Origin of the sequence: Agrococcus sp. Marseille-Q4369, from assembly GCF_018308945.1 — a bacterium.
GTDB lineage: Bacteria > Actinomycetota > Actinomycetes > Actinomycetales > Microbacteriaceae > Agrococcus.
In genome coordinates this window covers 2,126,111-2,139,917 of record NZ_CP070501.1, presented here as the reverse complement: position 1 = coordinate 2,139,917, position 13,807 = coordinate 2,126,111, and the positions used below count along the sequence as shown (strand labels likewise).

Here is a 13,807-nt window from a genome sequence, read left to right as displayed (position 1 = left end):
CACAGTAGCCGCGCGACCCGAGAGCGTCGAGGGCTTCCCGAGCGCCGGCCGGGCGGACGCTGAGCGCCGCTGTGCTGTACTGACCGGATGGGCGCCGCCCTCGACCTCTTCTCCCCCGCGACCCGCGCGTGGTTCACGGGGGCGTTCGCCGCGCCGACGCCGGTGCAGGAGGCGGCGTGGACCGCGATCGCGCGCGGCGACCACTCCCTCGTCGTCGCCCCGACCGGCTCGGGCAAGACGCTCGCGGCGTTCCTGTGGTCGATCGACCGGCTCCACCGCGAGGACGCCGAGCCGCACGCGGAGCGCGAGCCGGGGGTGCGCGTGCTCTACGTCTCGCCGCTCAAGGCGCTTGCGGTCGACGTCGACCGCAACCTGCGCGCTCCGCTCGCGGGCATCGCGGCGCAGGGTCGCACCGACGGGCTCGAGCCGCCGCCGATCCGCATCGGCCTCCGCACGGGCGACACCCCGCAGGAGGAGCGGCGCGCGCAGGCGAAGCACCCGCCCGACATCCTCATCACGACGCCCGAGTCGCTCTTCCTGCTGCTCACGAGCCGCGCGCGCGAGACGCTCCGCACCGTCGAGACGGTGATCCTCGACGAGGTGCACGCGGTCGTGCCCACGAAGCGCGGCTCGCACCTCGCGCTGAGCCTCGAGCGGCTCGACGCGCAGCTCGCGCGGCCCGCGCAGCGCATCGGCCTCTCGGCGACGGTGAGCCCGGTCGAGGAGGTCGCCGCGTTCCTCGGCGGGCCGGCGCCCGTCACGATCGTCGCGCCACCGAGCGAGAAGACGATCGAGCTCACGATCACCGTGCCGGTCGACGACATGACCGACCTGCGGGCGCCGCAGCGCCGCGAGCAGTCGGGGTCCGCACCGACCGGCAGCGCGTTCGGCTCGATCGAGGAGCAGCCCGAGCAGCAGTCGATCTGGCCGCACATCGAGCGCGAGGTGCTCGAGCTCGTCGACCGGCACCGCTCGACGATCGTGTTCGTCAACGCCCGCCGCGCGGCCGAGCGGCTCACCGCCAGGCTCAACGAGCTCGACGCCGAGCGGCTCGACGCGGCGGAGGCGGAGGGCCTCGGCGACGAGGGCGGGGCGGATGCGCGGTCGCGCGCGAGCGCGGACGGCGTCGTCCTGCGCGACGTGCGCGAGCACATCCGCCTGCGCCTCGCCGAGCGCGCCGCGGCGCGCGAGGCCGGCGGGGACGACGCGGATGCGCCGCCGCTCGCTCGCGCGCACCACGGCTCGGTCTCGAAGGAGCAGCGCGCCGAGATCGAGGACCAGCTGAAGTCGGGGCGGCTGCGCTGCGTCGTCGCGACCTCGAGCCTCGAGCTCGGCATCGACATGGGCGAGGTCGATCTCGTGGTGCAGGTCGAGTCGCCGCCGTCGACCGCGAGCGGGTTGCAGCGCGTCGGCCGCGCCGGCCACTCGGTCGGCGACGCGTCGCGCGGCGTGCTCATCCCGAAGCATCGCGCCGACCTGCTGCACGCGACGGTCGTCGCCGACCGGATGGCGCGCGGCGAGCTCGAGCCCATCCGCATGCCGCGGCACCCGCTCGACGTGCTCGCGCAGCAGACGGTCGCGGCCGCCGCGATGGACGAGCTCGTCGTCGACGACTGGTTCCAGACCGTGCGGCGCTCGGCGCCCTTCGCGCAGCTGCCGCGCAGCGCCTTCGACGCGACGCTCGACCTCATCTCGGGCGTCTACCCGAGCGACGAGTTCGCCGAGCTGCGCCCGCGCGTCGTGTGGGATCGCGACGCGGGCACGATCACCGGCCGGCCGAGCGCGCAGCGCATCGCCGTCTCGAGTGGCGGCACGATCCCCGACCGCGGCCTGTTCGGCGTCTTCCTCGCCGGGCAGGAGGGCCGGCCGGGCGCGCGCGTCGGCGAGCTCGACGAGGAGATGGTCTACGAGTCGCGCGCGGGCGATGTCTTCGCGCTCGGCGCGACGAGCTGGCGCGTCGTCGACATCACGCACGACCGGGTGCTCGTCGTGCCCGCGTTCGGCGAGGTCGGCAAGCTGCCGTTCTGGCACGGCGACGCCGAAGGCAGGCCCGCCGACCTCGGCCGCTCGATCGGCCGCGCGACCGCGGCGCTCGCCGCCGGCACCGGCATCGACCTGCCGCACTCCGACGAGCGGGCGATCCGCAACCTCGACGCCTACGTGCGCGACCAGCTCGCCGCGACCGGCGCGGTGCCGACCGACGCGCAGCTCGTCGTCGAGCGCTCCCGCGACGAGCTCGGCGACTGGCGCCTCATCGTCCACTCCCCGTGGGGCCGGCGCGTGCACGCACCGTGGGCGCTCGCGATCGACCGCCGGCTGCGCGAGGACCGCGACCTCGGCGCCGCCGCGATGGCCTCCGACGACGGCATCGTCATCCGCATCCCCGACTCCGACGCCGACCCGCCGGGCGCCGAGCTCATCCGCTTCGAGCCCGACGAGCTCGAGCGCATCGTCGAGACCGAGGCGGGCGGCACCGCGCTGTTCGCGAGCCGCTTCCGCGAGTGCGCGTCGCGCGCGCTGCTGCTGCCCAAGCGCGACCCCTCGCGCCGCGCGCCGCTGTGGCAGCAGCGGCAGCGGGCGGCGCAGCTGCTCGACGTCGCGAAGCGCTACCCCGACTTCCCCATCGTGCTCGAGGCGCTCCGCGAGGTGCTGCAGGACGCCTACGACCTCCCGGCGCTGCGCCAGATCGCCGAGCGGCTGCAGCACGGCGACATCCGCGTCGTCGAGGTCGAGACGCCGAGCCCCTCCCCCTTCGCCCACCACCTCCTGTTCGGCTACGTCGGCGCGTTCCTCTACGAGGGCGACGCGCCGCTCGCCGAGCGCCGCGCTGCCGCGCTCACGCTCGATCCGGCGCTGCTCGCCGAGGTGCTCGGCCAGTCGGCGCTGCGCGAGCTGCTCGACGAGGAGATCGTCGCCCGCACCGAGCTCGAGCTGCAGCGGCTCGCGCCCGACCGCCGGGCGCGCGGCGTCGAGGGCGCCGCCGACCTGCTGCGGCTGCTCGGCCCGCTCACGGTCGAGGAGCTCGCGGTGCGGCTCGAGGGCGTGCCGGGCGCGACCGTCGAGGCCGGCGAGCCGGTGACGGATGCGGCGGATGCGTCGGCACCGGATGCGTCGGCACCGGATGCGTCACCTGCAGCCCCCGGGCACCTCACGATCGCCGCCGCGGCCGCGATCGCCGACGAGCTCGTCACCGCGCGGCGCGTCGTGCGGGTGCGGATCGGCCGCGACGAGCGGCTCGCCGCGATCGAGGACGTCGCGCGGCTCCGCGACGCGCTCGGCGTGCCGCCGCCGCCCGGGGTGCCCTCGGCGCTGCTCGACGCGGTCGCCGACCCCATCGGCGACGTCGTCGCCCGGCACGCGCGCACGCACGGTCCGTTCACGGTGGACGAGGCATCCGCTCGCCTCACGCTCGCGCCCGCGGTCGTGCGCTCGGCGCTCCGCGCGCTCGAGCGGCAGGGGCGCGTCGTGCCGGGTGCCTATCGCGCGCGCGGCACGGGCGAGGAGTGGATCGACGCGCAAGTGCTCTCGCGGCTCAAGCGCCGCAGCCTGCAGGCGCTGCGCAGCGACGTCGAGCCCGTCGACCACGCCGTCTTCGCCGACCACCTGCTCGCGCACCAGCGCGTCACGCGGCCGCTCTCGGGCGTCGACGGGCTGCTCGAGGCGATCGACCGGCTCGACGGCACGCCGCTCCCGCTCAGCGCCCTCGAGACGCTCATCCTGCCCTCGCGCGTGAAGGACTACCGGCCGTCGATGCTCGACGAGGTGACCGCCGCCGGGCTCGTCACGTGGGTCGGCGCGGGCGAGTTCAGCGCGCGCGACGGCCGCATCGTGCTGCGCGCGGCCGACACCGTCGAGCAGCGCCGCGACACGGCGCACGACGACCCCGACGCATCCGCCGTGCTCGAGGCGCTCGGCGGCGGCGGGGCGCTCTTCGCGCGGCAGCTGAGCGAGATCGCCGCGCTCGACCTCGTGCGGCTCGGCGAGGTGCTGTGGCCGCTCGTGTGGGCGGGCCGCATCACGAACGACACGATCGCGCCGCTGCGCGCCCACTTGCTCGGCGCTCGCGCACGCACGCCCCCGGCGCCCAGCCGGCGGGCGGCGCCCGTGAGCCGGCGGCGGCTCGCGACCGCGCGGCCGATCCGGGCGGAGACGCTGCCGACGCTCGCGGGCCGGTGGCTGCTCGCGTCGAAGCCGGCCGGCTCGACGACCGAGCGCGCCGCGCAAGTGGCGGATGCGCTGCTCGCGCGCTACGGCGTCGTCACGCGCGGGAGCGTCGTCGCGGAGGACGTGCCGGGCGGCTTCCACGGCGTCTACCAAGTGCTGAAGGCCTTCGAGGAGGCCGGCCACACCCGCCGCGGCTACTTCGTCGACGGGCTCGGGGCGGCGCAGTTCGCCGACGGGCCGGTCGTCGACGCGCTGCGGGCGCGCCAGTCGGGCGGCGTGAGCGAGGCGGTCGCGACGGTGCCGGCCGTCGATCCCGCGAACCCGTTCGGCGCCGCGCTGCCGTGGCCGGAAGCGCGCGGCGACCACCGCCCGACCCGCCGCGTCGGCGCGCTCACGACGATCGCCTCTGGGCGCTGCGTGCTGCACCTCGAGCGCGGCGGCCGCTCGCTGCTGACGTTCAGCGATGACGAGGACGTGCTCGTCAAGGCGCTGTCGAGCATGACGGATGCGGTGATCCGGCTCGGCGGTCGGCGTCGCGTCGTCGAGACGGTCGACGGCCGCTCGTCGCTCGAGCCCGACGTCGCGCCGCTGCTCGACCGCGCGGGCTTGCGCCGCACGCCGCGCGGGTTCCGGATCGGCCACTGATGGGCCGCGACTCGATGGGCGGCGGCTGATGCCCGAGGGCGACACGATCTACCGCGCGGCCGTCCGCCTAAGGCAGGCGATGGCCGGGCGCGTGCTGACCCGCAGCGACTTCCGCGTGCCGCGGCTCGCGACCGCCGACCTCGTCGGCGAGCGCATCGAGGAGGTGCGCTCGGTCGGCAAGCACCTGCTCATGCGCGGCGAGCGGCACACGATCCACTCGCACGCCGGCATGGATGGGCTATGGCACGTGCTCGAGCACGGTCGCCGCGCGCCCGTGCCGGCCCACACCATCCGGGTCGTGCTCGCCACCGACGAGCACGACATCGTCGGGTCGGCCCTCCCGGTGCTCGAGCTGCTCCCGCGCGAGCACGACTGGGATGCCGTCGCGCACCTCGGCCCCGACCTGCTCTCGCCCGACTGGGACGAGGCGGATGCGGCCGAGGCGGCCAGGCGGCTGCGCGCGACCGGGGTGCCGGTCGGCGTGGCCCTCCTCGACCAGACGGCAGTCGCGGGGCTCGGCAACGTCTTCCGCGGCGAGCTGTGCTTCCTGCGCGGCGTGCACCCCGCCACGCCGATCGGCGAGGTCGACGTCGAGCCGATCGTCGCGCTCGCGCGCCGGCTCATGATCGCGAACCGCGACCGGACGGAGCGCACCTTCACGGGCGATGCGCGGCGCGGCCGCCGCACGTGGGTCTACGGCCGCGGCGGGCAGCCGTGCTTGCGCTGCGGCACGCGCATCCGGGACGCGATGCTCGGCATGGAGGACGGCATGCTGCGGCAGGTGCAGTGGTGCCCGCGCTGCCAGCCCGCCCCAGCATCCGCCGACTGAGCCGCTGCGCGCGCGAAGCGCGCACATCGTGTCGACGCCCCTTCCATCCGACTCGACCGCTTTCCGCGCGCGCGACCTGTTGCAGCAGGTCGCGTCGCCGAGAGAGGGTCAGCTCGCGCTTGAGATCGGGTCGAGTCGCCGCAAGAGGGTCGGATCGCTACTGAGATCGGGTCGACTCGCCGAGAAGCGGTCCGGTCGCGCGCGGCGGCTCAGCGCGCCGCGTGGACCCGCACCCACTCGTGCATCACGATCGCCGCCGCGGCCGCGGCGTTGATCGAGCGCGTCGACCCGAACTGCCGGATCTGCACGTGCGCATCCGCGACCGCCATCGCGGCTTCCGTGAGCCCCGGCCCCTCCTGCCCGAAGAGCAGCACGCAGCGCTCGGGCAGCGGCGCCGCGTCGACCGGCACCGACCCCTCGGTGTTGTCGACGGCCACGATCGTGAGGCCGGCGTCCCTCGCCCACGCCGCGAACGCATCCGTCGTCTCGTGGTGCTCGATGCGCTGATAGCGGTCGGTCACCATCGCACCACGGCGGTTCCAGCGCCGCTTGCCGATGATGTGCACGGCGGATGCGGCGAAGGCGTTGGCGGTGCGCACGATCGAGCCGATGTTGAGGTCGTGCTGCCAGTTCTCGATCGCGACGTGGAAGCCGTGACGGCGAGTGTCGAGGTCGGCGATGATCGCCTCGAGCCGCCAGTAGCGGTAGCGGTCGACGACGTTGCGGCGGTCGCCGTGCTCGAGCAGCTCAGGGTGTGATGTCTCAGGACATCGGTGACAGTTCTGGGTCAGGACATCGGTGACGTTTGATGTGTCAGGACATCGGTGACAGGTCAGGTTGGGCGCGGGGGCGGTTGCCGACGTAGGTGACGCCGGGTTTGGGCCAGTGGTGCGCGATCAGGAGCGTGCCGTCGCCGTCGAAGAAGAGCACGTTCTCCGGGTCCCAGACGACCTGGACGAGGTTGCCGGCATGGATAGCGCCGAGCTGGAAACGGACGCCGTGCAGCTTCACGTAGCCGCTCGCGTGGACGGTGCGCTGCTGGTCGCCGTGCGCGCCGTGCCGGATCCACGCCGTCGGGACCGGCGGCGCCGGCGGGGTCGGCGCTGGCCGGTCGGGATCGGGTCGTGGCGGCTCGGCGACCGGTGTCGCGTCCCACGCCCGTTGCGGCGTCATCCGGCCGGGGAGCGCCTGGTGGCCGCGCTCGTGGTTGTAGATCGCATCGAACGCGTCGACCTGCGCCTGGAGCTCGGCGAGGCTCTCGGCCAGCGGCTGCTTGTTGAGCCAGAGGAACAGCGTCTGGTGGAGGCGCTCGTTCTTGCCCTGGGTGGTCGGCCGGTAGGGGCGGCCGGTGATCGCCTCGACGCCGAGCGAGGTGACGTACGTCACCAGCGGCCCTTGCCAGCCACGCCGGGTCGGGTTCAGCGCCGATCCGTTGTCGGTCAGCAGCCGCTGCGGGACGCCGCGCGCCGCGATGCCCTTCTTCATTACCGTCAGCGCCGCCTCGGCCGTCTCGCCGGCCGCGACATGCGAGGCGACCTCGACTCGAGAGTGATCGTCCTCGAGTTGGAAGATGACGCAGCGCCGCCCGCCGGTGAGGACGTATTCGGTCGCATCCAGCTGCCAGCATGCGTTCGGGGCCGGATAGACGAAGCGGCGGTACGCGGCGCGCGGCTTCTTCTTCGGCTCCCGCCGGGCCACGCCCGCGGCCCGGAAGATGCGCGCCAGCGACGACTCCGACGGGGCCGCAAGACCCAGCGCCAGCATCTTGTCGTGCACGCTGATCGGCCCGTGATCCAGGCCGGAGCGCTCCAGCGCGGCACGCACGTCCAGCGCCTGCTGCTTCACGTCGTCGCCGATCTTGGTCGGGCTCGACCGAGGGCGCCGCGAGCGCGGCTCAAGCGCCGCCGCCGGTCCTTCCTCCCGCACCCGCTTCCGGATCGCGTGGAACGTCTTCGGCGTGATCCCATGCTCCGCGCAGAACGTCGTCACCGCCCCGCGCGGAGCATCATCCGGCCACCGGACGATCGCGAGACGGACACGAGGATCAACTGGCTCAACACGCTTCACACGCCGATTCGACCCGAAGAAGAGTCACCACCAAGACCACCCGAACAGTCACCGATGTCCTGACACAGAACTGTCACCGATGTCCTGCGAGATGACATCGAGCAGCTCAGGGTCGAGGCGCTCGTCGTCGGGCCACTCGCCCGCCCACGGCCCGACGCCGACCTCGAGTTGGGATTCGTCGGCGGGCTGCACCGACCCAGGCTAGGCGCTCAGAGGATGAGGAACGGACCCGTCACGGGCGCCGCCTCGCGCTCGCGCCTGGGCGAGCGCGCCGGTCGCGCGACCAGCTTGGCGCTCAGGCTGCGCCCGCCGACCGCGATCGCCCAGCCGCTCGAGAGCGCGACGGCCCACCACGGCGGCCCGGGGATCTCGGGCATGGCGGCGGCTTCGGCTGTGGCCTCGGGGGTCGGGATGCGCTCCCCCACGACGACGATGCGGTGGCTGTTGATGCCGAGCGGAGTGCACGTGACGAGGCTCACGAGGTCGCGGCCCGACTCGGGCAGCAGCAGCTCGGTGTCGCCGGGCTCGACGACCTGCACGTCGCGCACCTGGTAGGTCAGCACCTCGCCGTAGACGTCGAGCTCGAAGGTCTCGCCGACGACGACTTGGTCGAGGTCGCTGAAGAGCACCGACTCGGGCAGGCCGCGGTGGCCGGTCAGCACGCTGTGGGTGCCGGGGCCGCCGACGGGGAGCGCCGAGCCGAGCAGGTGGCCGATGCCCTTCCGCAGCGTCTCCTCGTCGGTGCCGTGGTAGATCGGCAGGTCGACGTCGATGGAGGGGATGCGGATGCGTGCCATCACCTCGGCGGGACCGAGGTCGAGCTGCTCCTCGTACGCCGCGACGATCGCCCGCTGGTCGCTCAGCGGGGTGCGACCGTAGGGATCGATGAGCGCGCCGCCGGTGAGGGTTCGGTTGTAGGCGCGCGCCTCGGCGAGCTCCTGCTCGCGGCCCTCGGGGCCGAGCTGCTCCATGACCTCGGCGTAGGCGCTGACGCGCTGCGATTGCTCGAGCTGCGAGAACCAGCTCGCGATCGTCGGGTAGAGCAGGATCGCGACGCCCGCCATCACCATCAGCGCGGCGACCAACGAGGTCGCGCTCGCCTTGCGCCGGCGGCGCTGCGGCGCGGCGGCGGGGTTGGCCGGTGCCGGCGCTGCTGCGATGGCGGTCATGCTGCTCCTCTTGGAAAGGGTCGAGCCCCCGCAGCGGCGGCTGGGGTCGCTGCTGCGGGGGCTCGGTCTGGATCAGGCCTGGTTCTCGGCCTGGGCCTTGCGGCGGCGGAGCAGCACGAAGCCGAGCCCGCCGAGGATGAGGCCGGCGCCGCCGATCATGAAGGCGGCCTGGCCGCTGCCACCGGTGATGGGGAGGGCGTAGGCGGGCACCTGCTCGTTGACGACCGTCAGTTCGACGCCCGAAGGCGCGCCGAGGGGCACTTCGATGTTCCATGAGGTCTGCGTGCCGAGGCGGTATCCAGCGGGGGCTGCGATCTCCACGACGGTGTACTGGGCGTTGCCGGCCGCGTTCGTCCGAAGACCATGGATCTCGACGATGCCGTCCGAATTGCTGCGGAACTCGGTTCGGTCACCAATTGCGACTGCGTCACCGTTCGCGTCGCGGACCTCGAAGACTGCGTCGGCTAGCGGCTGCCCGTTGTCGTCGTGCTTCTGCAGCTCGATCCCGCCCCAGTAGTCGTTGGCGACGTTCGACAAGACCTCGGCGCCGTTCACAATGACAGAAGCGGTGTTCGCGATCGTCCCGTTCGCCGCGGTGAAGGACGAGACCTCGGTCACGAGCGTGACAGCCACGCGGGCGCCGCGGTTGTCTCGGAGCGCCTGAAGGCCGGACTCGCTGAAGGTGATCAAGACGGTGTTGTCGGCGAGGGTCACCTCGTAGTCGTCGACGCGCGTCAGCACGTCGGTTCCGACTCGCACGGAGACCGCCGAGGCATCCGCGACGTTGTATGTCAGCCGCGGATCGAGCTTGTCCTTGATGACGAAGCTGTTGAGGCGCGTGCCTTCGACTGCCGCCGGGACGCCGATGTCCAGCGTCCAGGTGACGTCCGAGCCGAGGCCCTCCTGGGCGAACACGTCGGCGTGCTTGACGACGTCCGTCACGGTGTTCTTGGGGAACACGTGCACGTTGTAGTTCCAGGTGCCATCAGCGGCCGGTTGCGGCACGGCGACGAGGAACGGCTGGGCCGGGATGACGACGCCGGCAGACGCCGGAGCGTTGAGCTCACGCACCAGGTAGATGCCGAGCGGTAGGTTTTGCTCGACGACGCCGTCGGTCGCCGTGGTGACAGTCCACGCGTTGGACGCGTCGGCCAGAGGCGCGACGGTATACGCGCTGGGGTTCTCAAAGAGCACCTCATTCGCGTCCAAGGCGCCGCCCGCACGGTCCGCGCGCAGCAGATCCCACGTCGTGTTGTCAAGAACATCCAGGTTCGTGACGCGCTGGATGGAGAACTGCACGCCCGCGATCGGCTCACCGGCCACAGGGTCGGTCGGGCTGCCGGTGCCGGCCTGACCCGGAGTAGCGGGCTGCTCGTGCTTGTGGATGGTGATAGACGGCGAGACCGGGGGGGCCGGATCAATGTTCGCCGCGGCGGATGCGGGCAGCGCCCCGCCGAGGATCGTCACGGTCGCGATCGCGGCCGCGCCGAGGCCGGCGGCGATGCGCGCCGCACGGCTCTTCTTGATGGTTGCCATGGCGGCAGTTCCTTTCTGGATACGTGCAAAGAGCAAGTTGATGGACGGGGTCTTGGTGGTGGGGCTCGCCACGAGCCCCGGCTCTCGCTGTGCCGACCGGCGCGAGCGGAAGAGGGGGAACGCGAGGGCGAGCAGCACGAGGGCTCCACCGCCCAGCACGTAGCTGTCGGAGCCGATGCCGCCGGTGAGCGGCAGCGCGAGCGCCGGCACCGGGGCGTTGACGAAGCGGTAGACGTAGTGCTGACCGGCGGGCACCTGCACCGCGGGGTTCGTCACGGTGACCCAGGTGTTCAAGCCTGTCCGCCGCTCGAGCCTCAGCCCCAGAGCTGCCAAGTCGCTCGTCTCGGTGAGCGTGTAGCCGTGGCCCGGGCGGACATCGAAGCGGTTCGCGTTCACGCCGTTCGCGATCTCGGTCTCACTGCCGCGCACCGATGTGATGGAGAGCCCGTCGAAGCTGTCGGGCGCCGCCTGGAGCGTGAACATCTCGGGCTTGAGCGCACCGCCGTTCGATGCGTCGATGTGCTTCAAGAGCGTCATGTGCGCCGTTGAGTGAGTGACGGTGCAAGTAGCTTGCGTGCCCTTCTCGAGCGCGACACCGGATGCTGCGACGGACACTGCGTCGCCGTCTTGATCTCGACACACCCATGTGCCGATCTGCGCGTACGTTGCCGGGCCCCGTGCGTCCAGCTCGTAAGCCACCCCCGGGCTGACGCTGGCCGTGACGCCAGTCGCGCCACTGGGTCCCGGCAATGGGTCGTGCGGATTGGCCCCGATCAACGTCCACTGCGAAGTGGAAGCGCTCCCAAAGTCGATGGTGTTGACCAATGTCAGCGTCGTCGGCAGCTCGCGGTTGACGAATTCGCACTCAACGCTCGTGCCGGGAGCGATGCCTCTCACCACGTCCTCCGGCGAGTTCCGTAGGGTCACCGTCGTCGGCTCACCGGATATGGGCGTGACGAGGCACGCTCCCTCTCGGAACGCGTAGCCGTCCTGCTGCACTTCGGCGATGGAGACGCTGGCCCGCGCGGCGGACGATCCGAACGACAAGTTCCAGCGTGCCTCGCCCTGGGCGCTCGTCCGCTGGGTCACCGTGCTGTCGACGTCGACTACTCCGCTCGAGGCCTGCACGCCGGCCGAGACCTGCCAGTCGCGAACGGGTGACCGCACGCCCGACGTGGTTTCGATGATCTTCCGCACGACGACGGAACCAGTCAGCGGCGCATTCCTGAACGTGCACACGATCGACGCGCCACCGCGCGGTGGTATCGCGACCGTCCCGGACGTGCCATCTCCCGATGCCACCTCGAGATCGTTCTCGTCGCGGCACGAGTAAGTCGACGCGTACCGGTCGGCGTTCGACGTTGCAGTCTCGGCGATCGAGTACGTCTGGCCGGTGAGGACCGTGACCGGTCCGACCTGCTCCTCCTGCAGTCCGTTTGCGACGCCGGAAGTCCTCGCCGACGCGACTAGCGTCGCGCCGCGAGACACAGAGAGTGTGAACTGGTCGCCAGAAGCGACTCGTCCGACGACGTGCTTCTCGACGGTGAGAGTCGCCGGAGAGAGACAGCTCGCGAGGTCGCCGCTCGTCGGCAGCGATGTCGTAACGCTACCGGTGCGGAGCGCCCCGACGGCGGGGTCGTAGACCCGCGCCGTGTTCGAATTACCCAGAATGATGGTGCCGTTGCCATCGAATGCGGCACCGTTGACCGCCGTGCTCAAGCCCGAGAAGTTGGGTGACGTCACCGTCGTGGCCAGCGCGCCTCCCGCCCGAACCGAAGCGGCCGGCACAGTGTAGATGCGCGAGCCATGGCGGGCACCTTGACTCGTGAAGACGTCCTGCACGACGAAGAGGTTGCCCAACACGTCGAACGCGATGTCACCGTTGCTGTTGCGGCCTGTCGTGCTGGTGAGCGCCGTGTTGAACGAGCCACGCACCGACGAGCGGCCAGTGGTGGGGTCGAACACCCACAGCTCGAACGATGTGCTGGCCCCGGTGCCGCGGTAGCCGCCGAAGTAGTACCGGCCGTCGGCCAGGTTGACGGCACCCGCAATGAAGGAAACCTCGTCGACGACCGACGTGTTCGGCAGCCGCTGCCAACCGTCCTGCACGGAGTACCTGTGGATCGCCTCGGCACCCGACGCGCTACCGCTCTGGCGCTCGAGGGCGTACACGACAGAGCCCCCTGAGCCGATGCCGAGACTGTTCATCTGCGCACCGTCGGGGACGCCGACGAAGCGCCCGAACTCACTGATGGTGCCGCGCGAAGTGACTTCCTGAACACTGCCGGTCGTCGTGAGTGCATAGAACGTCCCGGCGGTGCACGTCGCCGGTGGGTTCAACCCCAGTTCGAAGACCCCGAGGTTGGCGGCTCCTCCCGGGTTCGCTCCCTGTGCCGATGGGCGTGCGTCAGCGTTGCTCCACTCGTAGCCTGCCGGAGCAGTCGCAGGGGTGACGCGATACCGGAACTGCGAAGCGGCTGTGTCGTTCGCTACGCGGTGGGTACCGATGTGCGTGACCTGGAACTCGCCCCGGTCAGGGTCGAGATCGTGTGTGCCACACGCGCGTTCACAGTCGCTGATCACGATGCTCGACCAGCTGGACCAGCGGCCCCACCAGACGAACCCGAAGATCGACGTGCCCGAGCGCGCCTGATACTCGACCTGGAAGGACGAGCCTGCAACCGCCGGCGACACTCGCCAATGCAAGAACGGCACCTCAGCGCTCGTCTCGGCTGCGCCCACCGCCATGGTCCCGGCTTGCGGATCTGCGGCGGTGGTCGTCAGCGAGGTGCGAGCAGCCACTTCGTCAGATGTCGCTGTCATCGGCGAGGCGCCACCCAGCTCAGGTGCGGCCGAGGACGCGGGCGCGGGCGCCACGCGACCTGCCGTCGGCGCGGGCGTCGGCGTGAGCGTCGGCGTCGGCGCCGGCTCGGGGGTCGGCCTTGCAGCGGGCGTCGGCTCCGTTGCCACAGAGGCGACAGGGGGCTCGGGCGCCGCCGTCGGCTCCGGCGGCGGTACCGGCTGGGGAGCGGTGCTCGTCGCCGACGCCTCGGCTGCGGACGGGGCGAGGGGCGTCAGCGGGAGCACCACCGCGGTCGCGAGCACGATGGCAGTGGCGACGGCACGGAACGAGCGTCGGGCTGCGAAAGTGCGCGTGCGCATGCGGATTCTGCTCCTCGTGACGGAGTTGGAATGAAGGGGTGACCGGGAGCACGGCCAGCTCTCGCTGGGCGGCACGGTGCCCTCCGGTGGGATGTCTTCAACGTATTGAGTCGAACTCAAGTAACCGGTTTCAAAGCCGCAGGGGCGGCTGAGTTTCGCTTGACGAAACCTCAGCATCGTCCAAAGTCGCTTCAAATTCGAAGGATGAGAAATCGCAACAGTTGTGCCCGTACGC

General features: G+C 71.8%; 6 protein-coding genes and 1 pseudogene. 2 read left to right on the top strand and 5 right to left on the bottom strand.

What is annotated here, in order from left to right; all coding sequences use genetic code 11:
* Nucleotides 1-87: 87 nt before the first annotated feature.
* Complete coding sequence (locus JSQ78_RS10735; RefSeq protein WP_211447508.1) at nt 88-4,809, top strand: DEAD/DEAH box helicase; 4,722 nt, start codon at nt 88-90, stop codon at nt 4,807-4,809.
* 28 nt (nt 4,810-4,837) lie between these two features.
* Nucleotides 4,838-5,638 carry a DNA-formamidopyrimidine glycosylase family protein gene (locus JSQ78_RS10730; RefSeq protein ID WP_211447506.1) on the top strand — a complete coding sequence of 267 codons (801 nt, stop codon included), beginning with the start codon at nt 4,838-4,840 and terminating at the stop codon, nt 5,636-5,638.
* 209 nt (nt 5,639-5,847) lie between these two features.
* Here the strand turns inward: JSQ78_RS10730 and JSQ78_RS10725 are convergent.
* The 5 genes and pseudogenes from JSQ78_RS10725 to JSQ78_RS10705 form a co-directional block, all read right to left on the bottom strand.
* A pseudogene (locus JSQ78_RS10725) lies at nt 5,848-6,390 on the bottom strand (TrmH family RNA methyltransferase); the annotation flags it as partial.
* A gap of 61 nt (nt 6,391-6,451) precedes the next feature.
* Nucleotides 6,452-7,705, bottom strand: a complete 1,254-nt coding sequence (locus JSQ78_RS10720; protein WP_211447505.1) for an integrase core domain-containing protein — start codon at nt 7,703-7,705, stop codon at nt 6,452-6,454.
* Nucleotides 7,706-7,753: 48 nt separating this feature from the next.
* Entirely contained in the window at nt 7,754-7,897 is a 144-nt protein-coding gene (locus tag JSQ78_RS10715; protein WP_211447503.1) for a hypothetical protein, read from the bottom strand.
* A gap of 17 nt (nt 7,898-7,914) precedes the next feature.
* Nucleotides 7,915-8,874: a class C sortase gene (locus JSQ78_RS10710; RefSeq protein ID WP_211447501.1), complete on the bottom strand. Its 960-nt coding sequence runs from the start codon at nt 8,872-8,874 to the stop codon at nt 7,915-7,917.
* 72 nt (nt 8,875-8,946) lie between these two features.
* Nucleotides 8,947-13,572: a SpaH/EbpB family LPXTG-anchored major pilin gene (locus JSQ78_RS10705; protein ID WP_211447499.1), complete on the bottom strand. Its 4,626-nt coding sequence runs from the start codon at nt 13,570-13,572 to the stop codon at nt 8,947-8,949.
* Between the last annotated feature and the right edge of the window lie 235 nt (nt 13,573-13,807).

Excerpts from the sequence above, each read along its gene's own strand:
- JSQ78_RS10710 (WP_211447501.1), bottom strand. The coding sequence starts at position 8,874 with ATGACCGCCATCGCAGCAGCGCCGGCACCGGCCAACCCCGCCGCCGCG.
- JSQ78_RS10735 (WP_211447508.1), top strand. The coding sequence starts at position 88 with ATGGGCGCCGCCCTCGACCTCTTCTCCCCCGCGACCCGCGCGTGGTTC.
- JSQ78_RS10705 (WP_211447499.1), bottom strand. The coding sequence starts at position 13,572 with ATGCGCACGCGCACTTTCGCAGCCCGACGCTCGTTCCGTGCCGTCGCC.
- JSQ78_RS10730 (WP_211447506.1), top strand. The coding sequence starts at position 4,838 with ATGCCCGAGGGCGACACGATCTACCGCGCGGCCGTCCGCCTAAGGCAG.